This is a genomic window from Arthrobacter sp. NicSoilB8 (genome assembly GCF_019977355.1).
Taxonomy (GTDB): domain Bacteria; phylum Actinomycetota; class Actinomycetes; order Actinomycetales; family Micrococcaceae; genus Arthrobacter.
This window is the reverse complement of the sequence record NZ_AP024655.1, coordinates 237767-261686: the sequence shown is the minus strand read 5'-3', so window position 1 is coordinate 261686 and position 23920 is coordinate 237767. Positions and strand designations below refer to the sequence as shown.

Annotated in this window: 24 protein-coding genes; 7 read left to right on the top strand and 17 right to left on the bottom strand. The window is 68.8% G+C overall.

All coding sequences use genetic code 11. From position 1 onward, the window contains the following. The first annotated feature begins 202 nt into the window (after positions 1–202). The 3 genes from LDO15_RS01210 (at position 203) to LDO15_RS01200 (ending at position 3925) form a co-directional block, all read left to right on the top strand. On the top strand, positions 203–1324 hold the full coding sequence (locus tag LDO15_RS01210; RefSeq protein ID WP_223983127.1) for an alcohol dehydrogenase catalytic domain-containing protein: 1122 nt from the start codon (positions 203–205) through the stop codon (positions 1322–1324). A 257-nt stretch (positions 1325–1581) separates the two neighbouring features. Then, a complete protein-coding gene (locus LDO15_RS01205; RefSeq protein WP_223983125.1) occupies positions 1582–3051 on the top strand; it encodes a peptide MFS transporter in 1470 nt (489 codons plus the stop codon). A gap of 4 nt (positions 3052–3055) precedes the next feature. Then, on the top strand, positions 3056–3925 hold the full coding sequence (locus LDO15_RS01200; RefSeq protein ID WP_223983123.1) for a phosphotransferase: 870 nt from the start codon (positions 3056–3058) through the stop codon (positions 3923–3925). 22 nt (positions 3926–3947) lie between these two features. Here the strand turns inward: LDO15_RS01200 and LDO15_RS01195 are convergent, their stop codons facing one another. Then, positions 3948–4568 (bottom strand): DUF4190 domain-containing protein, encoded by a 621-nt coding sequence (locus LDO15_RS01195; protein WP_223983120.1) that lies wholly within the window; start codon positions 4566–4568, stop codon positions 3948–3950. 148 nt (positions 4569–4716) lie between these two features. On the opposite strand from LDO15_RS01195, the gene pgm reads away from it, so the two are divergent. Then, entirely contained in the window at positions 4717–6378 is a 1662-nt protein-coding gene (pgm, locus tag LDO15_RS01190; protein WP_223983117.1) for a phosphoglucomutase (alpha-D-glucose-1,6-bisphosphate-dependent), read from the top strand. On the opposite strand, the gene LDO15_RS01185 is transcribed toward pgm, so the two are convergent. The 4 genes from LDO15_RS01185 to LDO15_RS01170 all read right to left on the bottom strand — a co-directional run bounded on the left by LDO15_RS01185 (position 6375) and on the right by LDO15_RS01170 (position 10657). Next, complete coding sequence (locus LDO15_RS01185; RefSeq protein ID WP_223983114.1) at positions 6375–7529, bottom strand: GGDEF domain-containing protein; 1155 nt, start codon at positions 7527–7529, stop codon at positions 6375–6377. The genes pgm and LDO15_RS01185 overlap by 4 nt on opposite strands. A 163-nt stretch (positions 7530–7692) precedes the next feature. Next, on the bottom strand, positions 7693–8295 hold the full coding sequence (locus tag LDO15_RS01180; protein WP_223983111.1) for a 2'-5' RNA ligase family protein: 603 nt from the start codon (positions 8293–8295) through the stop codon (positions 7693–7695). A gap of 291 nt (positions 8296–8586) precedes the next feature. Then, positions 8587–9192: a malonic semialdehyde reductase gene (locus tag LDO15_RS01175; RefSeq protein ID WP_223983108.1), complete on the bottom strand. Its 606-nt coding sequence runs from the start codon at positions 9190–9192 to the stop codon at positions 8587–8589. 184 nt (positions 9193–9376) lie between these two features. After that, complete coding sequence (locus tag LDO15_RS01170) at positions 9377–10657, bottom strand: amidohydrolase (protein ID WP_223987669.1); 1281 nt, start codon at positions 10655–10657, stop codon at positions 9377–9379. Positions 10658–10850: 193 nt separating this feature from the next. Here LDO15_RS01170 and LDO15_RS01165 point away from each other — a divergent pair, with 193 nt between their 5' ends. Next, on the top strand, positions 10851–12206 hold the full coding sequence (locus tag LDO15_RS01165) for a solute carrier family 23 protein (protein ID WP_223983105.1): 1356 nt from the start codon (positions 10851–10853) through the stop codon (positions 12204–12206). Between the two features lie 147 nt (positions 12207–12353). Here LDO15_RS01165 and LDO15_RS01160 read toward each other — a convergent pair whose 3' ends face one another. Both LDO15_RS01160 and LDO15_RS01155 read right to left on the bottom strand, forming a co-directional pair. Next, on the bottom strand, positions 12354–12857 hold the full coding sequence (locus tag LDO15_RS01160; RefSeq protein ID WP_223983102.1) for a hypothetical protein: 504 nt from the start codon (positions 12855–12857) through the stop codon (positions 12354–12356). A 47-nt stretch (positions 12858–12904) separates the two neighbouring features. Then, on the bottom strand, positions 12905–13804 hold the full coding sequence (locus LDO15_RS01155; RefSeq protein WP_223983099.1) for an SDR family oxidoreductase: 900 nt from the start codon (positions 13802–13804) through the stop codon (positions 12905–12907). A gap of 229 nt (positions 13805–14033) precedes the next feature. Here LDO15_RS01155 and LDO15_RS01150 point away from each other — a divergent pair, with 229 nt between their 5' ends. Further along, positions 14034–14534, top strand: a complete 501-nt coding sequence (locus tag LDO15_RS01150; protein WP_223983096.1) for a DUF6328 family protein — start codon at positions 14034–14036, stop codon at positions 14532–14534. Beyond that, on the top strand, positions 14531–15241 hold the full coding sequence (locus LDO15_RS01145; protein WP_346655976.1) for a DUF6766 family protein: 711 nt from the start codon (positions 14531–14533) through the stop codon (positions 15239–15241). Before LDO15_RS01150 ends, LDO15_RS01145 begins: the two co-directional genes overlap by 4 nt. A 47-nt stretch (positions 15242–15288) precedes the next feature. Here the strand turns inward: LDO15_RS01145 and LDO15_RS01140 are convergent, their stop codons facing one another. From LDO15_RS01140 to nhaA, 10 genes are all read right to left on the bottom strand, one after another. After that, a complete protein-coding gene (locus LDO15_RS01140) occupies positions 15289–16413 on the bottom strand; it encodes a glycerate kinase (protein ID WP_223983093.1) in 1125 nt (374 codons plus the stop codon). Positions 16414–16464: 51 nt separating this feature from the next. Further along, positions 16465–17205, bottom strand: a complete 741-nt coding sequence (locus LDO15_RS01135; protein ID WP_223987665.1) for a glycerophosphodiester phosphodiesterase — start codon at positions 17203–17205, stop codon at positions 16465–16467. Positions 17206–17493: 288 nt separating this feature from the next. Continuing rightward, positions 17494–17742: a hypothetical protein gene (locus LDO15_RS01130; protein ID WP_223987663.1), complete on the bottom strand. Its 249-nt coding sequence runs from the start codon at positions 17740–17742 to the stop codon at positions 17494–17496. A gap of 130 nt (positions 17743–17872) precedes the next feature. Further along, the gene (locus tag LDO15_RS01125) at positions 17873–18691 is read right to left on the bottom strand and encodes an HAD family hydrolase (RefSeq protein WP_223983090.1); all 819 of its coding nucleotides are present in this window, start codon (positions 18689–18691) and stop codon (positions 17873–17875) included. Between the two features lie 139 nt (positions 18692–18830). Next, on the bottom strand, positions 18831–19364 hold the full coding sequence (locus LDO15_RS01120) for a YbhB/YbcL family Raf kinase inhibitor-like protein (protein ID WP_223983087.1): 534 nt from the start codon (positions 19362–19364) through the stop codon (positions 18831–18833). 38 nt (positions 19365–19402) lie between these two features. Then, a complete protein-coding gene (locus LDO15_RS01115) occupies positions 19403–20428 on the bottom strand; it encodes a carbohydrate kinase (protein WP_223983084.1) in 1026 nt (341 codons plus the stop codon). Beyond that, positions 20397–20618, bottom strand: a complete 222-nt coding sequence (locus LDO15_RS01110; RefSeq protein ID WP_223983081.1) for a hypothetical protein — start codon at positions 20616–20618, stop codon at positions 20397–20399. The genes LDO15_RS01115 and LDO15_RS01110 overlap by 32 nt, the downstream gene beginning before the upstream one ends. 30 nt (positions 20619–20648) lie before the next feature. Further along, on the bottom strand, positions 20649–22010 hold the full coding sequence (locus LDO15_RS01105) for an MBL fold metallo-hydrolase (RefSeq protein WP_223983078.1): 1362 nt from the start codon (positions 22008–22010) through the stop codon (positions 20649–20651). A 29-nt stretch (positions 22011–22039) separates the two neighbouring features. Then, positions 22040–22342: a rhodanese-like domain-containing protein gene (locus tag LDO15_RS01100; RefSeq protein ID WP_223983075.1), complete on the bottom strand. Its 303-nt coding sequence runs from the start codon at positions 22340–22342 to the stop codon at positions 22040–22042. Between the two features lie 138 nt (positions 22343–22480). Further along, a complete protein-coding gene (gene nhaA / locus LDO15_RS01095) occupies positions 22481–23851 on the bottom strand; it encodes a Na+/H+ antiporter NhaA (RefSeq protein WP_223983072.1) in 1371 nt (456 codons plus the stop codon). Positions 23852–23920: the final 69 nt, after the last annotated feature.

Sequence of the window (23920 nt, the reverse complement as noted above, 5' to 3'; positions counted from 1 at the left end):
GGGCACAATGCCATCCTGTCCATGCCTTCGCGCCATGAATGGGCATGTCCCCTCGACGGCCCGAAACCACGACGGCGGCGGGCAGCTTCCGCCCTCGGACCGCTCCCTCCGCCGTCAACGCTGTCAACGCTGTCCAATGGACGCTGGCTCCGGCCGGCGGCTATCGTTCACTCAAACCCGACCAGGCCGCGAAAGAGGATCGATGAAGATCACCGGTGCAGTACTTGAGGAAATCGGCCGTCCGCGCCCCTTCGCGGAGTCCAAGCCCATCAGCATCTCCGACCTGGAACTGGCGGCTCCGGGCCCCACCGAGATCCTCGTCCGGCTGGAGGCGGCCGGGGTCTGCCACTCGGACCTGAGCGTCGTTGACGGCAACCGGGTCCGGCCGGTGCCGATGCTGCTGGGCCACGAGGCGTCGGGCCGCATCGTCGAGGTCGGCTCCGGCGTCGACGATCTGCGGCCCGGACAACGCGTGGTCATGTCCTTCCTGCCCCGCTGCGAAAGCTGCGCGAACTGCGCCGAGGACGGCCGGCTGCCCTGCACGGCCGGCTCGCAGAGCAACAACGCAGGAACCCTGCTGCACGGGTCCCGGCACTTGAGCCGTGGCGGCGAGCCCGTCCACCATCATCTGGGCGTCTCGGGATTCGCCACCCATGCCGTGGTGGACCGAGCTTCCGCCGTGGCGGTGGACGACGACATCCCTGCCGACATCGCCGCTGTCCTGGGCTGCGCCGTGCTGACCGGCGGGGGCGCCGTGCTCAACGCGGCCCGGCCCCGCCCGCAGGACAGCATCATGATCGTCGGCCTCGGAGGGGTGGGCATGGCGGCGCTCATCACTGCCGTCTCCCAAGGCATCTCGCGGATCGTCGCCGTGGACACGCTGGCGGGGAAACTCGATCACGCCCGCCGCCTCGGCGCCCACGAAACGTACACCCCCCAGCAGGTCATCGACGGCGGGGTCAAGGCCAGGTACGTGATCGAGTGCGCCGGGAATCCGCGCGCCTTCGAAACCGCCTTCGCCGCCACCTCCCCCGGCGGGACCACCGTCACGGCCGGGTTGCCCTCCCCCGACGCCCGCGCCCAGCTGGCGCCGCTGACCATCACCGCCGAAGCCAGGACAATCGTGGGCAGCTACCTCGGCTCTGCGGTCCCGTCGCGGGACATCCCGCAGTACGCCCAGCTGTGGCGGGAGGGGAAACTGCCGGTGGAGGAGCTGATCTCGGACCGCATCGCCCTGGCCGACATCAACCGGGCCATGGACCAGCTGGCGGACGGCCACGCCATCCGGCAGGTCATCATGTTCGACGGCGTCGACCCCGCCTGAGGGTCGACGCCGGCCCCAGCCCGCCCTGTTGAAGCAACGCGGGGTCACTTAAGGCCCATAGCGGCACCTCACATGGGCCGCAAGTGACCCCGCGTTGGCTGTGAAGCAGACGCCGCAACGGAGTCCTCGGGGGCGTGCAGACGGGCGCCGGCACGCCCCCGGAATCTGCGGAAAATCCGGCGAAACACCGTCCGGGCTGCTTGCCCCGGGCCGCCGCGAATGTGACAATCCCGCTTCACAATGTCAGCATTAAGTAAATGAGCACAACTCATTTATCCAATCGCCCCGCTACAACGCCGGGCGATACCTCGTTTTTTGGCCACCCAAAGATGCTGGCCAGCCTCTTCTCCGTAGAAATGTGGGAGCGCTTCTCCTTCTACGGAATGCAGGGAATCCTGCTCTACTACATGTACTTCTCGGTCGAGAAGGGCGGCCTCGGGATTGAGCAGGGCCTGGCGGCCAGTCTCGTCGGTGCCTACGGCGGCGGCGTGTACCTGTCCACGATCCTGGGCGCATGGCTCGCGGACCGGCTGTTCGGGTCCGAGCGCGTGCTGTTCGGCGCGGCCATCATGATCATGGGCGGCCACATCGCCCTGGCCCTGGTGCCCGGCGTTCCCGGTCTCATCGCCGGCCTGGTGCTCGTGGGCGTCGGGTCCGGCGGCCTTAAGGCCAACGCCACAGCCCTCGTCGGCAGCCTTTACGGCGAGAAGGACGAACGCCGCGACGCCGGATTCTCCATCTTCTACATGGGCATCAACGCCGGCGCGCTGATCGGCCCCCTGGTCACCGGCTGGCTGCAGGAAAGCCAGGGCTTCCACTGGGGCTTCGGCGCTGCCGCCGTCGGCATGGCCGTGGGCCTGGTTGTCTACGCGCTGGGACGGAGCAAGCTCCCCGCCCAGAGCCACCGGGTCCCGAACCCCCTCCCCGATGCGCAGCGCAGGAAGTACGGCCTGATCTTTACCGGCATTGCCGTGGTCATTGCGGCGCTGTTCATCACGGGCACCATCAACGCCGAGAACCTGGCCACGTCCATGGCTTACGCCGCCATCGGCGCCTCGGTGATTTACTTCGCTCTGATCTTCAGCAGCAAGAAGGTCAACGCCACCGAACGCGGACGGGTGGCCGCGTTTATCCCGCTGTACATCGCCTCCGCCGCGTTCTGGGCGCTGTTCCAGCAGCAGTTCACTTTCATCGCCGTGTACTCGGAGGAGAAGCTGGACCGGAATGTCTTCGGCTGGGAGATGCCGGCCGCCTGGGTTCAGTCCATCAACCCGGTGTTCATCATCATCTTCGCCGGCATCATGGCGGCCCTGTGGACCCGGCTCGGCCGGAAACAGCCGGGCTCGGCACTGAAGTTCTCCATCGGCCTGTTCGTGATGGGCCTGGCCTTCCTGGCCTTCATCCCGCTGTCCGGCGACGGCAAGACCCCGCTGCTGGCCCTGGCGGGAATCCTGCTGCTGTTCACGCTGGCGGAACTGTTCCTGTCCCCCATCGGGCTGTCGGTGACCACCAAGCTGGCGCCGAAGGCCTTCCACACCCAGATGGTGGCGCTGTTCTTCCTGTCCGTGTCCCTGGGCACCACGCTGGCCGGCATCCTTTCCGGCCTGTACAACCCGGACGACGAGCTGCCCTACTTCATCGGGGTGGGCGGAACGGCCATCCTGCTGGCCGTAGGCATGGCAGCCGCCTCGCCGGCGATCAAGAAGCTCATGGGCGGCGTACGCTGACCCGATGAACCCCGCACATCGCGTTCCGGTTGCTTCGCGCGTCTACACCCCCGCCCCCGGCGAGGCGTCCGACGTCGAACTTATGCCGGCGGGCGATGTCACCGAAAGTGTGGTGCGGGTTGGCGGAACCATCCGCCGCCCGCACCAGCCGCAATCGCTCGCCGTGGGCGAGTACCTGGACTGGCTGGAGGACGCCGGTTTTGAAGGTTCCCCGCGCTTCCTCGGCCGCGACACGCAGGGCCGGGACGTCCTGACCTTTGTGCCCGGACAGTGTGCAGAGGCCCGGCCGGAATCCTGGGTGCAGTCCGAGGACCTGTTGGTCTCCGTGGCGCGCCTCGTGCGGCGGCTGCACACCGCGTCGGCTGGCTTCGTGCCGCACGCCCACCCGTTCCCGCGCAGTCCGTTTCCGCGCCGGCCGGTCCGGCCGAACCCCACCGATGCCGCCGGACTCATCTGCCATCTGGACGTCACACCGCAAAATGTGGTGGTCCGGGACGGCCTGGCCGCCGGGCTGGTGGATTTTGATCTCGCGGGGCCCTCCACCGCGCTGCACGATTCGTTCAACACCGCCATGCACTGGGTGCCGCTCCGCGACCCCGCCGACGCGTGGCCGGGCTGGGAGGACCGGGACCCGTTCCGCCGGCTGCGCATCTTCGCTGACGCCTACGGCTGGACGGAGCAGGAACGACGCCGCGTGCCGGATGCCGGGATCGAGGCCGCAGCGCTGAGTTGCGAGCGGATGCGGCACAACGCCGCGACCTTGGGCGGCGGATGGGCCCGGATGTGGCAGGACGGCGTGGGCGGCCTCATCAGCCGCCGGCGCGCCTGGCTGGAAGCGAACGTCCAGCCGCTCGTGGCGGCGCTGACACGCTGACCGGCTGGGCCGCCACGCTGTCCTAGACTCCGTAGCCGCTGTTTCGGGCGGCGCCGATGACCAGCCCGAAGATCACCAGCAAGAGAATGGTGATGGCGATGCCCACGTATCCCATCACCAGGCCGGCGATCGCCATGCCCCGGCCGGCCGGTTCGCGCCGCAGGGCCAGGTGCCCCAGGATGACCGCGGCCAATTGCGGGAGCAGGAAGAACCCGAATCCCACCAGCGCGGCGATGCCGCAGCACATGCTGGCGATGCTCAACGTCTTGGGCGCCGCCGGCACGCCATAGTAGGCGGGCTGGCCGTAGGCGTTGGGACTCCCCGGCTGGCCGTACTGCTGGCCGTACTGCTGGCCCGGCTGTCCGTACGGCTGGGAGGCCTGGCCGTAACCGGCTTGGCCGGAAGCATATGGCGTCCGGCCGGACTCGCCGTAGATCGGGGGGTAGGGGCTTGAGAACTGACCATGCTCGGGCTGCTGCGTCGCCGACGGGCCGGAGTCCTGGCTGGGTTTCTGGTTGGCGGGAGGTGCCTGCTGCGGCGAAACCCCCGGCTGGTGGTCCGGGAGGCGCAGCGTCGGCTGGTAGCCCTCAGGCATCTGGTCTTTGCCTTGCTCGTTTTTCCCTTGTTGTGGCTGTTCAGTCATGGCATGTCCCCTCAGAGAAGTCTCTGGGTCCAGAGTACCGCCGCCGGGTGGGGATGGGACCGGCCCGATCTGCGGCTTTGTTGCGTCACAGGACCGGGTTTGACGCGAAACCGTGTTGTGCGCCGCCGTCGTCTGGCATGCTGGTGCCATGGCTAGCCGCGCGGGCACAGTTGCCCAACCCCAAGACCTTGTTGACCTCACTGCGCTCCTGGATGCGTACTACGACGTTTCGCCGGACCTTACGGACCCGGGCCAGCGGGTGGCCTTCGGCACCTCCGGGCACCGGGGATCGAGCCTGAAGGCATCTTTCAACGAACCCCATATCCTCGCCATCACGCAGGCGATCGTGGAATACCGGGCGGGCCAGGGCATCACCGGACCCCTCTACATGGCGAAGGACACTCACGGCCTGAGCGAACCGGCGCAAAACTCTGCGCTCGAGGTGCTGGCGGCCAACGGCGTACATGTCCTCATCGACGCCCGGCACGGCTACACGCCCACGCCTGCCCTGAGCCACGCCATCCTGACGCACAACCGCAAGGCCGCCCCCGGCGCGCCGCAGGCCGACGGGATCGTGGTGACCCCCAGCCACAACCCTCCCGGCGACGGCGGATTCAAGTACAACCCCCCGCACGGCGGCCCGGCTGACACTGACGCCACCGGCTGGATCGCCAACCGCGCCAACGAGCTCCTCGAGAACGGCCTGCGCGGCGTCAAGCGGATCCCCGTCGCCGACGCCCTCGCCGCAGGGACCACAGGAAAGTTCGACTTCCTCAGCAGCTACGTGGACGACCTCCCCTCGGTGCTGGACCTGAACGCGATCCGCGAGGCCGGCGTCCGGATCGGCGCGGATCCCATGGGCGGGGCGTCCGTGGACTACTGGGGCGAGATCGGCGAACGCCACCACCTGAACCTCACGGTCGTGAACCCGACCGTTGACCCGCAGTGGGCCTTCATGACCCTGGACTGGGACGAGAAAATCCGGATGGACTGCTCCTCGCCGTCCGCGATGGCGTCGCTGATCAACAGGATGTCCGAAGGGGCGAAGTTCGACGTCGCCACCGGCAACGACGCCGACGCCGACAGGCACGGGATCGTTACACCTTTTGTTGATGGACAAGGGGGACTGATGAACCCCAACCACTACCTCGCCGTCGCCATCGACTACCTCTACCGGCATCGCACAGGCTGGAACCCGCAGTCCGTGATCGGCAAGACCCTCGTGTCCTCCTCGATCATCGACCGCGTGGCCCAGAGCCTGGGCCGCAAGCTCGTGGAGGTTCCCGTGGGCTTCAAGTGGTTCGTGCCCGGCCTGCTGTCCGGCGAGGGCGCTTTCGGCGGCGAGGAATCCGCGGGCGCGTCCTTTAACAAGATGGACGGCAGTGTCTGGACCACGGACAAGGACGGCATCCTGCTGGCGCTGCTCGCCTCGGAGATCACGGCCGTCACGGGCAAGTCGCCCTCACAGCTGTACAAGGGCCTCACGGACCAGTTCGGCGACCCCGTGTATGCCCGGATCGATGCCGCCGCCACTCGTGAGCAGAAGGCGGCGCTGGGCAAGCTCTCGCCGTCGGACGTCACCGCGACCGAACTGGCCGGCGAAACGATCACCGCCAAGCTGACCGAGGCGCCGGGCAACGGCGCCGCGATCGGCGGCCTGAAGGTGGTCACCGAAAACGCGTGGTTCGCGGCACGGCCCTCCGGTACGGAAGATGTCTACAAGATCTACGCCGAGTCCTTCAAGGGTGCCGAGCACCTCAAGCAGGTCCAGGCCGAGGCGAAGGCGCTGGTGGACGGGGTTATTTCCTAGTTTCCCCCGCTGACGGCCAACACGGCGCGGTCCCTGCCAAGCGTCTTTGCCTGGTAGAGGGCCGCGTCGGCCGAGGCCACCACTGCGTCGAGGCCGCCCGCTGCGTCATCGGTGGCCGCGATGCCGTAGCTCACGGTGGGCAAACGGGGAATGACGTCGGACCCGGACTGCTGGAGCCGGCTGCTGATGTCGGCCGCGATTTCCTGCGCCCGTTCCGGCGTGACGCCCGGCAGCAGGACGATGAATTCCTCGCCACCGTAGCGGCCCACGAGGTCGGTGGAGCGGACAGCCTTGACGCAGGCCCGGGCAAACGCCTGCAGTGCGGCGTCCCCGGCGGAGTGGCCGAACTCGTCGTTGATGGACTTGAAATGGTCCAGGTCCGCGAGGATGAGCGATGCCGTGGTTCCGGTCCGGTGCAGGCGGCCCAGCTCGTTCTCGGCGAGATCCAGGAAGGCCGAGCGGTTGAGCAGGCCCGTGAGGCCGTCCACGGTGGCCCGGGCGCGGAGATCACGGGTCTGCTGCTCGTAGCTCAGCTCGGCCATCGTGAAGGACGCGACCACGAGCGTTATGGTCGAGAAAACGGTCATGGGAGCCGACCCGAAGAAGGACGTGAAGACCGGCCCGTCCGGCCCGTCCGTCAGAAAGGCGCCGAGGCGGCCCACGTAGAAGGCGGCCAGGATGCCGGCGCCCATGGCCAGGGGACGGTGCACGCGCGAGTAGTCGCGCTCAAGCAGGAACAGCTCGCGGGAACCCAGCCCGATCAACGCGGCCATGAACGCCAGATACACCGGGCCTCCCGCCCAGATGTTGGTGGCCGGGTGATCCAGAAATGACACGACGGCGGTGGCAGCGGGGCCGGCCGCGAGGTACAGGAGCCGGGGTGAGGGGGCCCGCAGCGACCGGGAACCGGCCCAGATGCTGGCCGCGCCGGCGACCAGCAGGACGTTGCCGGACGGGTTCGCCCAGACCTGGTGCACCGTCCCGTCCAGCAAGTATGCGGCGTTTCCCGCGAGGAACAGCAGCAGGGCCGTGCACCACCAGCCGCTGTAGGCGGACCGGGTGCGCCGGTAGGTGATGAAGTAGAACAGCATGAGCAGCGTGAGGTCGACCAACGCCAGAGCGACCCGAAGTGTCGCGGTGTCAAGCATCATGTAGTGGCCCCCCGGTCCGCCAGTAATCTTGCCCGCTATGCGCAGCTTCGTCACTGAAGTTGACCCAAGTATGGCACCCACCGGCTGGAATGCATCGCGGCCGCCCGCGATATGACGCGCTGTTCCTCGTTCCGGGTTCTCTGTTCGGTTAACGTCCCGGCGCTTATGCCGGGCGCTGGGTCCACAGCTTGAGGATCCGCCGCGTGGCGTGGCCGCCGTCGGGTGCCATGTCCACCAGTGCAATCCGGTCCAGCGCGACGGCGTCGCCCGGGTGGAGCCGCTTGTCGCCGTGGTGGGAGACATGCGGCCGGAACCCTTCGAGGGTGTAGGCGAGCGTGGGAATCCTGCCGGGCAGCTCCTGCACGATCCTGACCAGCGCGTTGTGGAGGGATTGCAGCTGCTCGCTCGGTTCAATCAGGTTGACCGGGATGGACCCAGCCCGCCCGAACCCCGCTTCGCCGCCCACGATCACCTGGCTGCCCAGGGCCGCGGCCACAGGCTCCGCCATGAGCGCGGCGATCTTCCCGGCCAGGGGATCACCCGGGCCGGGCGCTGCGCTTGATCCGTCGGCGGGTTCGGGCGCCGGCTCGGCTGCCGCAGCGTCCGAAGTGGTTTCGGCCGGCACGCCGGCTGGTTCGCCGGCCTCCTGACGGGGTTCGGCGACGTCGAACTTCACCAGGGTGATGTGCAGCGGCCAGTCATCACGGGGAAACTCGAGCCCCTCGGTTACCGGCTCCACGAAGGCCACGGCGATCAGGTTCCGCATGGGAAAAGTGTGCCACGCCGCGGGCCCAACCACCGGTGAACGGTCCAGGGACAGGCCGGCCGGGCGGGCGGGAATGCACCGCGCCGGCGACCCGTGAGCGGACTAAAATGGGAAGTGGCCCTGGATGCGGGCCATGCGCTGAACCGCAGAATCGCAGCCCGTGTGCCTCCGGCCTGTCCCCCATGGTGCCGGAGGCACCTCCGCGGAACCACCCCGCCGGAGGCACCTCCGCGGAACGACCCTGCCGGAGGCAGCGGCACCTGACTTGGCACGGAACGGCGACGGATGCCCTTAGACGGTGCGGACGACGTCCTCGTAGGCGAACTTCGGCTTGGCCGCGCCCCAGGCGTCTGCCCCGGGCTGGCCGATGTTGACCACCAGGAAGCTCTTCTGGCTTCCATCGGGGAAGAATGCGGCGTCGATGGCGGCGAAATCCGCGCCCGTCATGGGACCGGCGGCGAGGCCGAGGGAGCGCACGGCGAGGATGAAGTAGCCGGCCTGCAGGTGGGCGTTGTTGTTGCCGGTGGCGGCGGCCAGGTCCGGAGCGGCGTCGTACATGGCCTTGGGGGCGTTGTAGCCGGGGAGGAAGTTGTCCCACTGGTCCTGCCAGGCGGTGTCATAGCTCAGCACGGCGACGAGTGGCGCGGATGCCGTCTTGGCGCGGTTTCCGGCGGAAAGTGCGTCTACGAGCGTGGCCCGGGCGTCGTCCGAGCGCACATAGGTGACGCGCAGCGGCTGGGAGTTGAAGGCGGTGGGTCCGAACTTGGTCAGTTCGTAGATGGCGCGGGCCTGCTCGTCGGTGACGTCGCCGGTGAAGGCGTTCGCCGTGCGGGCCTCGGCAAAGATGGCGTCCACCGCTGCGGCGTCGATTACTGCTTCTTCATGGGCGATTGTCATTCGCATCCCTTTCGCTGGGCCTGCTCACCGTCCGGCGGCGGGCATTTCTGCTGTCCCTAGGTGCAACGGAGGTCCGGGGCGCCTGCTTCCCGGCGCGCAGGGTGACGTCGCCCACAGCGGGAGCGGGCGGCGTGGTCCCAAGCGCAAAGACCCATCAGGCCAGGCAGGAGCAAGCGGCGGCCTCTTAGCGAACGGTGATCTCTCCGGCGAGATGGCCGGCGGCGAGGCCCGCGTGGACCCGGACTGCGTCAACCAGGCAGTCGTCGTCCGCATAAAACCCGGGGCTGTGATTGGGGAACAGCCCGCGGCCGCCCTCCACGGGCCGCAGCTGATCACCGTCGATCCGGGTGTCCTGGGCCCCGTAGCTGAGGTACGCGCCGCCGTAGGCGTTGACGAACTCCGACACGTCGTCATAGCCAAGCGTCACGGGCACTTCGACGATCCTCTCCGGGCCGACAATCCTGCCGAGGGCGGGCAGGATTGCATCAATCCACTCCGGCCGGTTGATGACTCCCGGAACAGATTGCAGGAACTCAACGTCGGCCGTGCAGCCGAAGGCTTCCGCCTGGTGGATGGCCAGCCGGCGCATCCCCTGCTGGACCACGCCCATGTCGGCATCGACGGTGCAGCGTATGGTTCCGAAGAGGCTGACGGTCTGCCCGATGATGTTGAACCGGCCGACGTCCTGGACGTGGCCGATGCTGACGGATGTCGCGTGCTGCGCGGGAACCTGCCGGTAGAGCTCGCCGACTCCGCCGACGATGCCTGCGGCCGCCGGCATCGGGTCAATCCCCATCCACGGGGTGGAGCCGTGCACCTGCCTTCCCGTGACGGTGACCCGCACGACGCAAGATGCCGCATATGAGATTCCGGCACGGTAGCCGACGACCCCAGCGGGCAGCGGCCCGACGTGCATGCCGAAAACCATGGTCGGCTCGGGGTCGGCCAGGGCTCCCGCCGTGAGCATGGCGCGGGCTCCGCCGGTCTCATCCAGCGGCGGCCCCTCCTCGGCGGGCTGGAAAATGAACAGTACAGTACCGGGCAGCCGATCGCGCATGTCCGCCAGCACCCCTGCCGCTGCAAGGACAACCGCGGTGTGACAGTCATGGCCGCACGCGTGCGCGACCGGGAAGGGCCCGCCGGGATAGCTCTCGTCCACGGTCGTCGACGCAAACTCCACGCCCGACGCCTCGGCCACCGGGAGCGCATCCATGTCCGCCCGCAGGGCCGCGACCCTCTCCCCCGGCAAACCACCGCGAAGGACTCCGACGACGCCGTGTCCGGCGATGCCCGTACGGACCTCGTCGAGACCGATCCAGCGGAGGTGTTCAGCGACCAGGGCGGCGGTCGCATTCTCCCGGTTGGAGAGCTCGGGATGCTGGTGGACCCAGTGGCGGAGCCGGATGAGCTCGTCGCGGCCCGCCCGGGCCAGTCGGTCAATCTGGGAGCCGAAGTCCGCTGACATCACCCGACAATCCTTCCACCGGCATTCCCGGAGTATGGCCCGGCCGTCCGGAAAACGCAACGGGCGCCGACGGCCACTCCTCATCCCCACTGCCGGACCTGTCCCGGCGCCGGGCGTGCCCGGCCTGCGCGGTAAAATTGCTCGGGAAGATTCCTTCCCCGCCCCGCCCCACATTTCTCTGAAAGGCTCCGGCATGAGCATGCTCGGCACCAAATGGAAGCTCCACGGCAACGGCAAGTCCGTCCGTCCCGGTGAGGTCGTCAGGCCGGATGAGCGGCTCACCTGGCCGCTGACCATCGGGATCGGGATGCAGCACGTGGTGGCCATGTTCGGCGCCACCTTCCTGGTCCCGATCATCACGGGCATGCCGCCGGCCACCACGCTGTTCTTCTCCGGCATCGGCACCCTGCTGTTCCTGGTCATCACGCAGGGCCGGGTGCCGAGCTACCTTGGTTCCAGCTTCGCGTTCATCGCACCGATCATGGCCTCCCAGCAGCAGTTCGGCATCCCCGGGGCGCTGGGCGGGGTGGTGCTGGCCGGCGCGACCCTCGCCGTCGTCGGCGCCGTGGTGCAGAAGTTCGGCGCCGGCTGGATCAACCGGGTCATGCCGCCGATCGTGACCGGTGCAATCGTGGCTTTGATCGGGCTGAACCTGGCGCCCGCCGCGAAGGCAAACTTCGACAAGGCCCCGGTGACCGCCTTCATCACGCTGGCCATCATCATCGTGGTCAGCGTGCTGTTCCGCGGCATGCTGGGACGGCTGAGCATCCTGGTGGGCGTCCTGGCCGGCTACCTTGTTGCCATGATCCGGGGCGAGGTGGACTTCTCCAAAATGGACGGTGCCGCGTGGGTTGGCCTGCCGCACTTCCAGACCCCCGAGTTCCACCTCGGCGTGGTGGGCCTCTTCGTACCGGTGGTGCTGGTGCTGGTGGCGGAGAACATCGGCCATGTGAAGTCCGTGTCGGCCATGACCGGCCAGAACCTCGACGGCGTGTCCGGCCGGGCGCTGCTGGCCGACGGTGCCGCCACCATGCTTGCCGGACTTGGCGGCGGGTCCGGGACCACCACGTACGCCGAGAACATCGGCGTCATGGCCGCCACCAAGGTGTACTCCACGGCGGCGTACTGGGTGGCCGGCGTCTTCGCAGTGGTGCTGAGCTTCTCGCCGAAGTTCGGCGAGCTCATTGCCACTGTCCCCGCCGGCGTCCTCGGTGGCGCGGCCACGATGCTGTACGGCATGATCGGCGTGCTGGGCGTGAAAATCTGGGTCCAGAACAAGGTGAATTTCTCCAACTCGATCAACCTGACCACGGCCGCCGTCGCCCTCATCGTCGGAATCGCCGACTACACCTGGACCATCGGTGACCTGAAGTTCACCGGGATCGCGCTGGGCTCGGCCGCGGCCCTGGTGATCTACCACGGCATGAAGGCGATCGCGAAGGCCCGCGGCACGGTGGCGGAGCCCGAAACCGAAGAGCCGGCTCCGCTCGCGGCCGTGACGGCGGCTGTCCGGGCTGCTGCGAAGCGCGCCCCGAAGAAACGCCGCTAGACGCAGCCCCGTCCGGCCGCAGTTCAACCCAACCGGCCGCCGTTCTCAACCAACGTCGAACCGAAAGGCCGGCGTCCGGCCGTGAAGTGGCAGGACGCCGGCCTTCGCCGCGTCCGGCGGCCTGCCCGTGAGAGTTCCGCCGGCGGTTTAGCCGGCGTCGAACGGCTCCTTGTCCCTGCCGTCCGGGGACTTCGTGTTCGGCAGGTCCGTGCCGGAACCGTCGGGCAGTCCGGCCGCATCCTGGCCGGACTCCGAGGAGAACGGCCGGCCGGCGTCGGGCTCCTCGGTGTTGGATGCGTCCATCTCGGCGTCGGTCGAGGGCACCTCGGCGTCGCGGCTCTCTGCCTCGAAACCGGTTCCGGTGCTGGCGTTCTCTGAACTCATCTGTTCCTCCGTTCCGCCGAAGCGTCCTGCGCCCGGCTCTCCTGCACTTTCCTGGTCTTCTGTGCCGAACTGGCTCAGGTCCGGCGCTCCAGCCGGATACGTCTCGCCGTCGGGATTGTCCTGGTTCAGCCCGGCGGCGTCGAAGGCCTCCTCCTCGCGGGGCTGGGCTACCGTTCTTTCATCGCCGAACGGCAGTTCCTTTTCGACGGTCGGAGTCCCGTAGCCGCCGGCTTCTTCGATGGGGCTCCGCTGGTTGTTCTGCGTCATGCCGTTCCTCCTGCGTTGCTGGGATGTGGAAGTGCGAAGTGTGCCGGTCAGAGGCCCTTGCCGCCGGTCACCGGAAGCACCGCGCCGGAAATGTAGGAGCCGTGGTCCGAGGCGAGCAGCACATACGCCGGCGCGAGTTCTGCGGGCTGGCCCGCGCGCTGCAGGGGCGTGTCCTGGCCGAAGGACGGGAGCTTGTCCGGCCACTCGGTCGCCGGGATGAGCGGCGTCCAGATGGGGCCCGGGGCCACGGCGTTGACCCTGATTCCCTTCGGTCCGAGTTCCTGCGCCAAGGCCTTGGTGAAGGCCACCTGCGCGGCTTTGGTCATGGCGTAGTCGATGAGTTCCGGCGACGGCTTGAAGGCCTGGATGGAGGCGGTGGTGATAATGGAGGCGCCGGCCTTGAGATGGGGCACCGCCGCGCGGGCCGTCCAGATCAGCGAATAGAGGTTGGTCTTGAAGACCCGGTCGAACTCCTCCGTCGGCAGCGACTCGAAGCTCTCGCGGTTCTTCTGATACGCCGCGTTCAGCACCAGGACGTCAAGCCGGCCGAACTCGGCCACCGCAGCGTTGACGATCGTCGCCGCGAAGTCCTCGCTGCGGCCGTCGCCGGGAAGCAGCAGTGCCCTCTGGCCCGCCTTCCGGATCCACGCGGCGGTGTCCTGCGCGTCCGCTTCCTCCGCCGGCAGGTAGGAAATCGCGACGTCGGCCCCCTCTCGGGCAAAGGCGATCGCCACAGCCTTGCCGATTCCGGAGTCCCCGCCGGTAATGAGGGCCGCTTTGCCGTTCAGCGCGCCGCTGCCGCGGTAGCTTTCCTCGCCGTGGTCCGGTTTGGGGTCCATGGGCGCGGTGAGGCCGGGCTGCTTCTGGACCTGCTCCGGGAACGGGCCCGCATGGTAGCCGGCCCGGGGATCGCGAGGCTGGTCCTGCTGTTTGCTTGAATCACTCATAGTCCACCTACCCAGCGTGTCGGTTGTCCAGGGATGGCCCCTCGGTCCCGTGCTGAGCTGACCTTCGAAACCGTCCCGGTGAAGTAAACAATTTCAACCATAGCCGCAAAATAGTCAGCAACCTTAGTACCGACTTGTTTTTTGGCAACGTTCAAGCCTACGTTGAGGGCGGGCCGCATGCTGCGGCTGGTTCAGGTTAGTTCGGTTGACTTCATGCTGAGGAGCACCCATGACAGGGCCGGTGGCACCACGGGATGACGGCAGGGACGAATCGGGCGCGGAGCGGATGGACCGCAACTGGGCGGAACTGCTGCAGGAACTGCGCGTGCTGCAGACCGGCGTCCAGATTCTCGCCGGCTTCCTGCTGACCCTTCCTTTCCAGTCCCGCTTCCAGAGCCTGGACGGGTACCAGATCAGCCTCTACCTCGCCAATGTGGTTGTCGCCGCCCTCACCACGGCCACGATCCTGTTGCCCGTGAGCGTGCACCGCCGCCTGTTCCGGCAGGGCCTGAAGGCCACCCTGGTGGCCAGCGCCGACACCATCACGAAGTTCTCCCTGACCGGCGTCGGGCTCCTGAGCGTCGGCACCACGTCCCTGATCTTCGACGTCACGATCGGCCGGGCGGCCGGCGTAATAGCCGGCCTCGGCCTGCTGTCCGTCCTCGTGCTTCTGCTGGTCCTGGTTCCGTCCGCGCTTCGCCGGAAGGGCCGTGCGGAGGACACCCGATGACGGGCCTTTCACAGGAGCGGCGCGGCGCAGGCACGGGAGGAACCATGGGTAAATGGGTCAAGGAACACGGACTGCTGCTGGCCAATATCGGCCTCTTTGTTGTGTTTTTCGGCGGCATGATCCTGAGCGGGGCGAGCACCTACAGCGAGGAGCAGCTGGCCCACGGCGAACCGGCCGTGAGCGTCCTGGGGTACCTGGGCACCGGCTCGTTCCTGGAGGCAACGTTCGAGAACTGGGAATCGGAATTCCTGCAGATGGGCATGTACGTCATCCTGACCGTCTTCCTGTTCCAGAAGGGGTCCTCGGAGTCCAAGCCCATGGGCCAGGCCGCCCCGCAGGATGAAGACCCGCGGCACGCGAAGCTCAAGGCGTCCACGCCGTGGCCTGTCCGGCGCGGCGGCTGGGTGCTCAAGCTCTACGAACACTCGCTCTCCATCATGTTCTTCCTGCTGTTCCTGGCCTCCTTCATCCTGCACGCTGTGGGCGGCGCGGACGACTACAACAGCGATCAGGAGGCGCACGGACAGCCGACAGTGACGGTGCTGGGCTACCTGGCGACGAGCCGGTTCTGGTTCGAGTCCTTCCAGAACTGGCAAAGTGAATTCCTGGCGGTGGCGGTCCTGGTGGGCGCCTCGGTGTACCTGCGCGAGAAGGGCTCGCCCGAGTCCAAACCCGTGGCCGAACCGCACTACGAAACCGGCGCCTGAACGGCACCCCGGCACCGGCCCGGCGTGCCCTAAGCGTCCTAAGCGCCTCAGGCGCCTTCCAGGACCTGGCTAGTGACCCAGGTCAGGTATTTGGCTGCGTTGGCGACGGCGTCGTCCGGGCTTGCGGCGACATCCAGCAGCTGGGCCGCGGCCACCACTCCGTGCCGGGCCAGGTCCTCCGGGGTGACGAGGATCCGGCCGGCCACCGCGATCACCGGAATGCCGCGGGCGTGGGCGGCGTCGGCGAGGGCGATCGGCGCCTTCCCGGCCAGCGACTGGCTGTCCATGGAGCCCTCCCCGGTGATAACGAGATCGGCGACCGCGAGTTTCTCGGCAAGTCCGGTGAGTCCGGCCACCAGCTCGAACCCGCCCTCCAGGGCGGCGGTGCTGAACGCCAGGAACGACGCCGGGAAGCCGCCGGCCGCCCCGGCGCCGGGGACGTTGACGTCCCGGCCCGTGGACTCGCGCAGGACCGAGGCCCAGTTGCGCAGGCCGGCATCGAGCAGCTCCACCGCATCGGCGTCGGCGCCTTTTTGCGGGCCGAACACGTGCGCCGCGCCGTCGCTGCCGTAGAGCGGGTTCTGCACGTCGACGGCGATCCTGAACTTCACCGCGGAAAGCCGCGGATCCAGGCCGCTGATGTCCACGGACGCGACGTCGGCGAGCGACCCGCCGCCAAGTGGCACCACGTTGCCGGCGGCGTCCAGAGGCTTGAGGCCGAGGGCCCGGAGTGCGCCGCTGCCGCCGTCGCTCATGGCCGAACCGCCCACGCCAAGGACGATTTCCGTGGCCCCGGCGTCCAGCGCGGCGGCGATCAGCTGGCCGCAGCCGTAACTGTGGGCGCGCAGGGCGTTGGCCGGTGTGGGCTCCATGTGCGCCAGCCCGGAGGCCTGCGCCGTTTCGATCACCGCGGTGGCCCCGCCGAAGGCGTCCTTGCGGATGGCCCACGCGGCACCGATCGGGGCCAGGATGGGGCCCACGACGGCGTTGAGCCGTTCCTCGTAGCCGGCCGCGACGGCCGCCTCGAGGGTCCCTTCGCCGCCGTCGGCCACCGGAAACTGGATGGCTTCGGCGTCGGGGTAGACGCGCAGGGCGCCTTCGGCAATGGCGGAGGCGGCTTCGGCGGCGGTGAGGGAGCCCTTGAATTTGTCCGGGGCGATAAGGATGCGCATGGCTCTATCCTGCCAGTCCGGCCGCCCCGGCTTGCTGACACGACGCGGCGTCTAGGTCCAGGTGCCGCGCTCCCTGAGGACCGCCTTGAGCAGGTCAGCACGGTCCGTGACGATCCCGTCGACGCCCAGGTCCAGCAGCCGGTGCATTTCCGCGGGCTCGTTGACGGTCCAGACGTGCACCTGCAGCCCGTGCCGGTGCGCCCTCCGGATGAAACCGGACGTCACCACGGTCACGGCGCCGTAGCGGACGGGGACCTGCAGGGCGTGGACCCCCTGCAGCGTCCGGCGCGCCACGAAGGTCATCAGCGGCACCGGCAGCACCGGGCCCAGCAGGACGAACACGGCGTTGGATACGGTGCCGGCCGAGCTCGCGGCGGGCCGGCTCAACCGTTTCAGCACTGCGCGCCGCCGCCGGTCCGAGAAGCTGGCCACCAGCACGCGGTCATGCAGCCCGTGGCGTTCGATCGCCGAGGCCAGGGTGGCCACGGAATTCCAGTCCTTGACGTCGATGTTGAGCCGGACGTCCGGGAAGGCCGCGACGAGCTCCTCGAACCGCGGGATCGGCTCGGTGCCGCCGATCCTGGCCCGGGCGACGGCGGCGGCCGGAAGGTCCGCGATCCGGCCCTGTTCCGCTGTGATCCGGTCCAGGGTTTTGTCGTGAAAGAGCACCAGCACGCCGTCTGCGGTCGTGTGGACGTCCGTCTCCAGGTGCCGGAACCCGAGGTCGACGGCGGCGCGGAACGCGGCCATCGAGTTCTCCAGCCCGTCCAGCGAGAAGCCCCGGTGGGCCATCGCCAGGGGTATCCCGGGGTTCCCCGGGGTCCGGCCGGGGCCGCTTTCCGGACCGCCGTCACTGTTCCCGTCAGGGCTGCGGTCAGAGAATCCGCGAGGGGCGAAGTACGGGTGCTGGTTGGTCACACCTGAAGCGTACCCCCGCCTTGACCCACCGGCGCGGGGCCGTCTCGGGGCGTCAGTCGGGGACGGCGCGGGGCCGCCGGCCGGGGCAGCAGTTGTGCGCGGCGATCGGCCGGAGGCGGGCGGCGCGGGCCGCGCGGGCCGCCGGCCGGGCGGGAGCGGGTGTCAGGAGTCGTGCGGGCGGATTTCGACGCCGTCGGAGCAGTGCAGCAGCGTGCGGCCGCGGCCGCCGTCGAGGTCCACCCAGACAACGCTGTGGTCCGCCGTCACTGCGTCCACGAGGCCGCCGGTCTCGAAGCCCGGGGCGAGCCTAACGCTGACGCGGTCGCCCCGGCGCAGCTGCCGCCAGTGCCGGTCCGGCTCCACGGGGTGCAGGGGTTGTTCGTCCGTTTTGTTGATGCGGTACTTGGCCATGATGTCCCCACTATCGGTCAAACGCTCTGTCGCGAGCCTTCAGCCTAGAAGGCCAAGGTGAACGCCAGTTGACCGCCCGCTGGGAATCCGGTGTCCGGCCGCGGCGGGGAGTCTTTCGCAGGGATGGATCTCAGTGCAGCCGCACGCCCAATGCGGCGAGCTTGGCCTCGAGGATCTGGGCCACGCCGTCGTCGTCGAACTGCGGTGCCTGCTGGCCGGCGGCGCGGATCGCCTCCGGGTGGCCGCTGGCCATCGCGTAGCCGTCGCCGGCCCAGCGGAGCATCTCGATGTCATTGGGCATGTCTCCGAAGGCCACCACGTCCGCGGCGCCGATGCCGAGGGAGGCCGCGTATTCGGCGAGGGTCACGGCCTTGTTGACGCCGGGAAGGGACAGTTCGAGCAGGGCCATGTTCGGCGCCGAGTGCGTCGCGGCGGCCAGATGGGCGACGGCGGGGGTCACTTCGGCCAGGAAATCGTCCGCCGTGCCCTCCCGGACGATCGCCAGGAACTTCACCACGGCGTCGTCGGCCGTGAGGGTGGTGTGCAGCGGGGCCGGCGTGAACTCGGCGAGCAGCCGGCTGGCGCCGTCGTCGAGGAACCCCGGTTCCAGATGGAAGCCGGTGAGGGTTTCGGCGGCAAACAGGGCGCCAGGGCGAAGCTGCCGGATGATGCGACGGGCCTCAAACACGGCGTCCAAGTCCAACGCGCGTGCCGAGAGCATGCGGTCCGCCTCGAGGTCCCAGACCACGGCGCCGTTGGAGCAGATGACGGTGCCGGCATGCCCGAGCTGGTCCTGTAGGGGGTGGAGCCAGCGCGGCGGGCGTCCGGTGACGAAGACCAGTTCCACCCCGGCGTCGCGGCAGGCGTGGAACGCGCGGACGGTCCGGTCACTGATTTTGCCGTCATGGCCGAGGATCGTTCCGTCGATGTCGCTTGCTACGAGCCGCATACTGCCAGTCTACGTTGGCCGCCGGGACTGCCGGGACTGTCGGGGTCGCCGGAGAGTGCCCGGTCTCGCCGTACCGCCCCCGCGAAAACGCGACTCGCCCACGAAGTCGACGGCAGGAGGCCGTGAAGTCTACGGCGGGCTAGCGCTGTTCGTAGTGCCCGGTCAGCCGGCCCCGACCCAGCGTGTGGCTGAAGAGTGCAAAGCCGAGGCTGGCCGGGCTGCCGTGCTTGCCGACGTCGAGCTTGTCGACGTCCACGGCGTGCACCACGATCAGGTAGCGGTGCGGGCCGTGCCCCTTGGGCGGAGCGGCACCCACATAGCCGGCGAATCCGGCGTCGTTCTTCAGCTGAAAGGCCCCGGGGGGAAGAGCAGCGCCGTCGCGGGACCCGGCGCCGGCGGGCAGTGACGTGACATTGGCCGGGATGTTGAGCACGGCCCAGTGCCAGAAGCCGCTGGCTGTAGGGGCATCGGGGTCGAAGACGGTCACGGCGAAGCTCTTTGTACCGGCCGGGGCGCCGCTCCAGCTCAGCTGCGGGGATTCGTCCCTGCCTCCGGCACCCATGACGCCGCTGCGCTGCGCCGGTGGAATGGTGCCGCCGTCGTCAAAGGACTCGCTGCTGACGTCGAAAGCGGGGACGTCGGGCAGAGGTGCGTAAGGATCGTGGGCTGTCATGGCTGCCTTTCCTGTACTGCCTGCTGGTCGTGGACTTCCTACTGTTCTTGTACTGCCTGTTCCCGCACAGCCTGTTCCTGAACTGTCTGTTCGCGCACTGCCGGGTGTGCTGTGCCGGTCCCCACGCTACCAACCTCCACGCGGGCCAGCTCGGCGCGCGTCGGCGGGTTGGCGCCGGCGCGGGACACGGTGACGGCGGCGGCGCGGGCAGCATGGGCGAGCAGGTCGCGGAGGCTTTCGGCAGAGAGTTCGCGCAGGGCCTTGCGGTTTTGCGCGCCGTCGAGGCCCAGGTCCACCACCCCGGACAACAGCGCCGCCATGAACGAATCCCCCGCCCCGACGGTATCCGCGACCTTAACCTCCGGCGCGGCGAACTGCGCAACACCCGCGGCGTTGATGCCCCAGGGGCCCTGGCCGCCGCGCGTCACCACCACCATGGCCGGCCCTTCCGAGCCGCCCAGCCCCAGCCACCGGCGGGCCGAGTCCAGCGGATCGGCACCCGGGTACAGCCATTCGAGGTCCTCGTCGGAGGCCTTCACGACGTCGGCGAGGGCCACAAACTTTTCCGCCTGTCCGCGGGCGTAATCCACGTCGGGGATGATGCTGGGACGGCAATTGGGGTCAAAGCTGATGGTGGCCGACGGGTGGGCGTGCTCGACGGCGGCAAGCACCTCGGCGGCGCCGGGCGCCAGCATGGTGGCGATGGAACCGGTGTGCAGCAGCGTGGTCCCCTGCAGCAGGAACGGCAGGCGCGCCGCAACCCCGGGAAGCTCCCAGGCGAGGTCGAACGTGTAGGTGGCGGCCCCGGCGTCGTCGATCAGCGCGGCGGCCACGCTGGTGGGCAGCGCGTCGGGCCCGACGGGGAGCAGCACGGAGCTCGACTTCAGGTGTGCGGCCAGGGCCTCGCCGTAGGCATCTCGACCGTAGCGGCCGATGAACTGGACCGGGTGGTCCAGCCGGGCCAGCCCCACCGCCACGTTGAGGGGACTGCCGCCGACATGGGCCTGGACGCCGGAGGAACGCTGGACGACATCAACCAGCCCCTCGCCAATTACTGTGAGCATGGTCATACTCTGCCAGAGAATCCGGTCCGGTGCCGTGTGTTGCCCGGCCGAGCCAGCACGTGACGTCGCCGGCCGCGGGGAGCCAGGGGTAGCAGCGGGCCGCGGTGACCGGCCGCTTGAGCAGGTCCGCCAGCATCAGCAGGTCCGCCAGCATCAGCAGGTCCGCCAGCATCAGCAGGTCCGCCAGCATCAGCAGGTCCGGCCAGATCCCAGGGAGCCGTCAGGCCGCGGTCGCGTCCAGTGCGATCCCGGCGGGCCCGGCGTCGTCGAACCTCGCGTCGATGTGGACCACGTCCCGGCCCGCGCGCTGCAGGAGGCTGGCGGCCACCCCGGCGCGGTAGCCGGACGTGCAGTGCACCCACAGTTTCCCGGCAGGAACGTCATCAAGGCGCAGCAGCAGTTCGTGCAGCGGCACGTTGACCGCGCCCGCCACCCGTGACGCGGCGAATTCGTCGGCCCGGCGCACGTCCAGGACGGTGTCCCCGGCGGCCCGGCCGGCCAGCACGCCGTCCCAGTCCACGCGGGGATACGAGGCGAGGACGGCCTGCGGGGCCAGCGCGTTGGGCTCGGTTCCGACGGCCGCGTCCGGGGATTCGATGCCGATCCGGGAGAGATCACGGATGGCTTTCTCAATGTCCTCCCGCGAGCCTACGAGGGTCAGCGGTTCACCCCACGGCAGCACCCAGCCCAGGTAGGTGGTGAAACTGGAGCCGGAACCGTACTCAAAGCTGACGCTGCCCTTAAGGTGGCTGTTGGCGAAAGCCACGCGCCGCCGCAGGTCCACCACCCACTCGCCGTCATCCAGCCGCCGGGTGAGCTCGGCGGCGTCGAGCGATTCGGGGACGGACAGGTCCGCCGGGGCCGGCCCCCGGACGTTGGCCGGACTCATGTGGGCGTAGTAGGAGGGGTGGTCCGTGAGGTTGGCGATGAGCTGGCGGACGAAGTGGTCCTCGTCCGGGTCCGTCAGGGCATGGTTGGCGGCGAGCTGCTCGCCGATCGTGGAGGACCGGGCACCGCTGGCCGGTCCAGAAGAGCAGAACGATCCGAACCCGTGCGTCGGGAACAGTGCGGCGTCGCGCCCCGCCTCAGCGACGAGGCGCCGGACCGAGGTGTACTGATCGTGGGTCAGGCCGACCGTGTCCGCATCGGCAACGAGGTCGGTGCGGCCCACCGAACCATAGAGCAGGCTGCCGCCGGAGAAGACGGCCTGCTTCTCGCCGTCGTCCACGATGTACGACATGTGGGTGTGGGTGTGCCCCGGAGTGGCGACCACCTTGACGGTGAGCGCGCCCACCCGGACCGTCTGGCCGTCGGTCACGGGGGTGCGCTCGAACGCCACGGGATCGGCGGCATTGACGAGATAGCTGGCGCGGTGGGCGCGGGCCAGGATCAGGCCGCCGGTGATGTAGTCATTGTGCAGGTGGGTTTCGGCCACGTGCGTGATGGCGACCCCGGCATCACGGGCGGCGGCCTCGATCCGGTCCGTGTCCCGCTGCGGGTCGATCGCCAGCGCCACCGAGCCGTCGTGGACCAGGTAGCTGCGGTCCCCGAGTTGCGGGGTCTCGATGACGATGACTTCCATGGTCCCTCCGTAAGCTCCGCCCGGTAGTGTCAGCCCCGGTTGACGGGGTGTCCCTCGTCCTGCCACTGCATGATCCCGCCGGTGACGTTGACGGCGTCGTATCCCTGGTCTTCCAGGTAGGTGGTGGCCTGGGCGCTGCGGCCGCCCGCGGCGCACATGACGTAGACCGTGCCGCTGGCCGGAACCTCGGCAAGGGACTGCACAAACCGTGAGAGCGGAATGCTCCTGGCGCCGGGGACGCGGACCGCCGCGTATTCGTCGTCCTCGCGGACATCGACGATTTCGGTGGCGTCGCCCAGGGCGGCCAGGTCCTTGACGGAGATGCTCTTCATGCCTGTTCCTTTCGAGGGCGCCGGACGGCCCGGCGCATATTCCAGCTAAATTATGATACCCCTTGGGGTATCAATCATGCTCCGGCCCGCGCTCCCGGCCCCATCCATAAATCTAGTCCCTCTAACGGGCCTGTCGACCTAGCCTGCTGGCGGGCCTGGCTGGCCTTGCTGGTAGACGTCCGGGATGCCGTCGTGGTCCGAGTCGATCTTTTCCTCTTCCTCCGCCCGGCGGTAGTGCGTGTTGCGGGCCCGGAGCACCGTCGTCGCGAGCAGCGCGGCGAGCAGCGAGGCCGCGAGGATGCCCACCTTGGCGTGGTCGTCATGGACGGTGCCCTGGCCGAAGCTCAGTTCGGCCACCAGCAGCGACACCGTGAAGCCGATGCCGGCCAGGATCGACAGGCCGAAGACGTCGATCCATTTGAAGGAGCCGTCCAGCCGGGCCCGCGTGGCCTTGGTGATGAGCCAGGTGATGCCGAGGATCCCGGCGGGCTTACCGAGGACCAGGGCCAGGATGATGCCCACGGCCACGGGGTCCGTCAGGGCGGTGCCGAGGCCCTGCAGGCCACCGACGGCCACCCCGGCGGAGAAAAACGCGAAGACCGGGACGGCGATTCCGGCCGAGATGGGGCGGAACCGGTGTTCGAAGATCTCCGCCAGGCCCGGCCCGGCTTCAGGGCCTCCGCTGGCCCGCGAGCGGATGACGGGAACCGCAAAGCCGAGCAGGACGCCGGCCACCGTGGCGTGGATGCCGGACGCGTGCACGAGCGCCCACGTGGCGGCGCCGAGCGGCAGCAGGATCACCCACGCGGCGATCCCGTGCGTGCCGAAGAACCGGCGGTATTTCTGCACCAGGAACGTATACAGTCCCAGCGGCAGCAGTGCCAGCAGGAGCGGCATGGGATGGAGCTCGCTCGTGTAGAAGATCGCGATGATGGTGATGGCCAGGAGGTCATCCACCACGGCCAGGGTCAGCAGGAAGATGCGCAGCGCGCTGGGAAGGTGGGAACCGATGATCGCCAGCACGGCGACGGCGAAGGCGATGTCGGTGGCGGTGGGGATCGCCCAGCCGCGCAGGGTCTCGCCACCGGAGGCGTTGACGGCCGCGTAGATTAGCGCGGGAACGGCCACGCCGCCCACGGCGGCGGCCACCGGAACCACGGATTTGCTCGGCTGGCGCAGGTCGCCCGCGACAAACTCGCGCTTGAGTTCAAGCCCGACCAGGAAGAAGAAGATGGCCAGCAGGCCGTCGGCGGCCCACGCCCCCAGCGTCAGGTCCAGGTGCCAGGGCTCGTAGCCGATGGTGAAGTCGCGCAGCGCGAAGTAGCTATCCGACGCCGGGGAGTTGGCCCAGATGAGCGCCACCAGTGCTGCGGCGACCAGCAGGGCCCCGCCGACGGTTTCCTTGCGGAGGATTTCGCCGATCCGCAGGGCCTCGGCGTAACTGCCGCGGCCGAAAACGCTGAGGCGAGGGGGTGCTGGGGGTGTGGGGGAAGGGGGCAAGGCGCTCATGGGGTCCTCAAAACGGGGTCGACGAAACTATGCCGACCAGACTTCCCGGCGCACCTTGGATCAGTCTAT

Excerpts from the sequence above, each read along its gene's own strand:
- LDO15_RS01210 (WP_223983127.1), top strand. The coding sequence starts at position 203 with ATGAAGATCACCGGTGCAGTACTTGAGGAAATCGGCCGTCCGCGCCCC.
- LDO15_RS01205 (WP_223983125.1), top strand. The coding sequence starts at position 1,582 with ATGAGCACAACTCATTTATCCAATCGCCCCGCTACAACGCCGGGCGAT.
- LDO15_RS01200 (WP_223983123.1), top strand. The coding sequence starts at position 3,056 with ATGAACCCCGCACATCGCGTTCCGGTTGCTTCGCGCGTCTACACCCCC.
- LDO15_RS01195 (WP_223983120.1), bottom strand. The coding sequence starts at position 4,568 with ATGACTGAACAGCCACAACAAGGGAAAAACGAGCAAGGCAAAGACCAG.
- pgm (WP_223983117.1), top strand. The coding sequence starts at position 4,717 with ATGGCTAGCCGCGCGGGCACAGTTGCCCAACCCCAAGACCTTGTTGAC.
- LDO15_RS01185 (WP_223983114.1), bottom strand. The coding sequence starts at position 7,529 with ATGATGCTTGACACCGCGACACTTCGGGTCGCTCTGGCGTTGGTCGAC.
- LDO15_RS01180 (WP_223983111.1), bottom strand. The coding sequence starts at position 8,295 with ATGCGGAACCTGATCGCCGTGGCCTTCGTGGAGCCGGTAACCGAGGGG.
- LDO15_RS01175 (WP_223983108.1), bottom strand. The coding sequence starts at position 9,192 with ATGACAATCGCCCATGAAGAAGCAGTAATCGACGCCGCAGCGGTGGAC.
- LDO15_RS01170 (WP_223987669.1), bottom strand. The coding sequence starts at position 10,657 with ATGTCAGCGGACTTCGGCTCCCAGATTGACCGACTGGCCCGGGCGGGC.
- LDO15_RS01165 (WP_223983105.1), top strand. The coding sequence starts at position 10,851 with ATGAGCATGCTCGGCACCAAATGGAAGCTCCACGGCAACGGCAAGTCC.
- LDO15_RS01160 (WP_223983102.1), bottom strand. The coding sequence starts at position 12,857 with ATGACGCAGAACAACCAGCGGAGCCCCATCGAAGAAGCCGGCGGCTAC.
- LDO15_RS01155 (WP_223983099.1), bottom strand. The coding sequence starts at position 13,804 with ATGAGTGATTCAAGCAAACAGCAGGACCAGCCTCGCGATCCCCGGGCC.
- LDO15_RS01150 (WP_223983096.1), top strand. The coding sequence starts at position 14,034 with ATGACAGGGCCGGTGGCACCACGGGATGACGGCAGGGACGAATCGGGC.
- LDO15_RS01145 (WP_346655976.1), top strand. The coding sequence starts at position 14,531 with ATGACGGGCCTTTCACAGGAGCGGCGCGGCGCAGGCACGGGAGGAACC.
- LDO15_RS01140 (WP_223983093.1), bottom strand. The coding sequence starts at position 16,413 with ATGCGCATCCTTATCGCCCCGGACAAATTCAAGGGCTCCCTCACCGCC.
- LDO15_RS01135 (WP_223987665.1), bottom strand. The coding sequence starts at position 17,205 with ATGGCCCACCGGGGCTTCTCGCTGGACGGGCTGGAGAACTCGATGGCC.
- LDO15_RS01130 (WP_223987663.1), bottom strand. The coding sequence starts at position 17,742 with ATGGCCAAGTACCGCATCAACAAAACGGACGAACAACCCCTGCACCCC.
- LDO15_RS01125 (WP_223983090.1), bottom strand. The coding sequence starts at position 18,691 with ATGCGGCTCGTAGCAAGCGACATCGACGGAACGATCCTCGGCCATGAC.
- LDO15_RS01120 (WP_223983087.1), bottom strand. The coding sequence starts at position 19,364 with ATGACAGCCCACGATCCTTACGCACCTCTGCCCGACGTCCCCGCTTTC.
- LDO15_RS01115 (WP_223983084.1), bottom strand. The coding sequence starts at position 20,428 with ATGCTCACAGTAATTGGCGAGGGGCTGGTTGATGTCGTCCAGCGTTCC.
- LDO15_RS01110 (WP_223983081.1), bottom strand. The coding sequence starts at position 20,618 with ATGCTGGCGGACCTGCTGATGCTGGCGGACCTGCTGATGCTGGCGGAC.
- LDO15_RS01105 (WP_223983078.1), bottom strand. The coding sequence starts at position 22,010 with ATGGAAGTCATCGTCATCGAGACCCCGCAACTCGGGGACCGCAGCTAC.
- LDO15_RS01100 (WP_223983075.1), bottom strand. The coding sequence starts at position 22,342 with ATGAAGAGCATCTCCGTCAAGGACCTGGCCGCCCTGGGCGACGCCACC.
- nhaA (WP_223983072.1), bottom strand. The coding sequence starts at position 23,851 with ATGAGCGCCTTGCCCCCTTCCCCCACACCCCCAGCACCCCCTCGCCTC.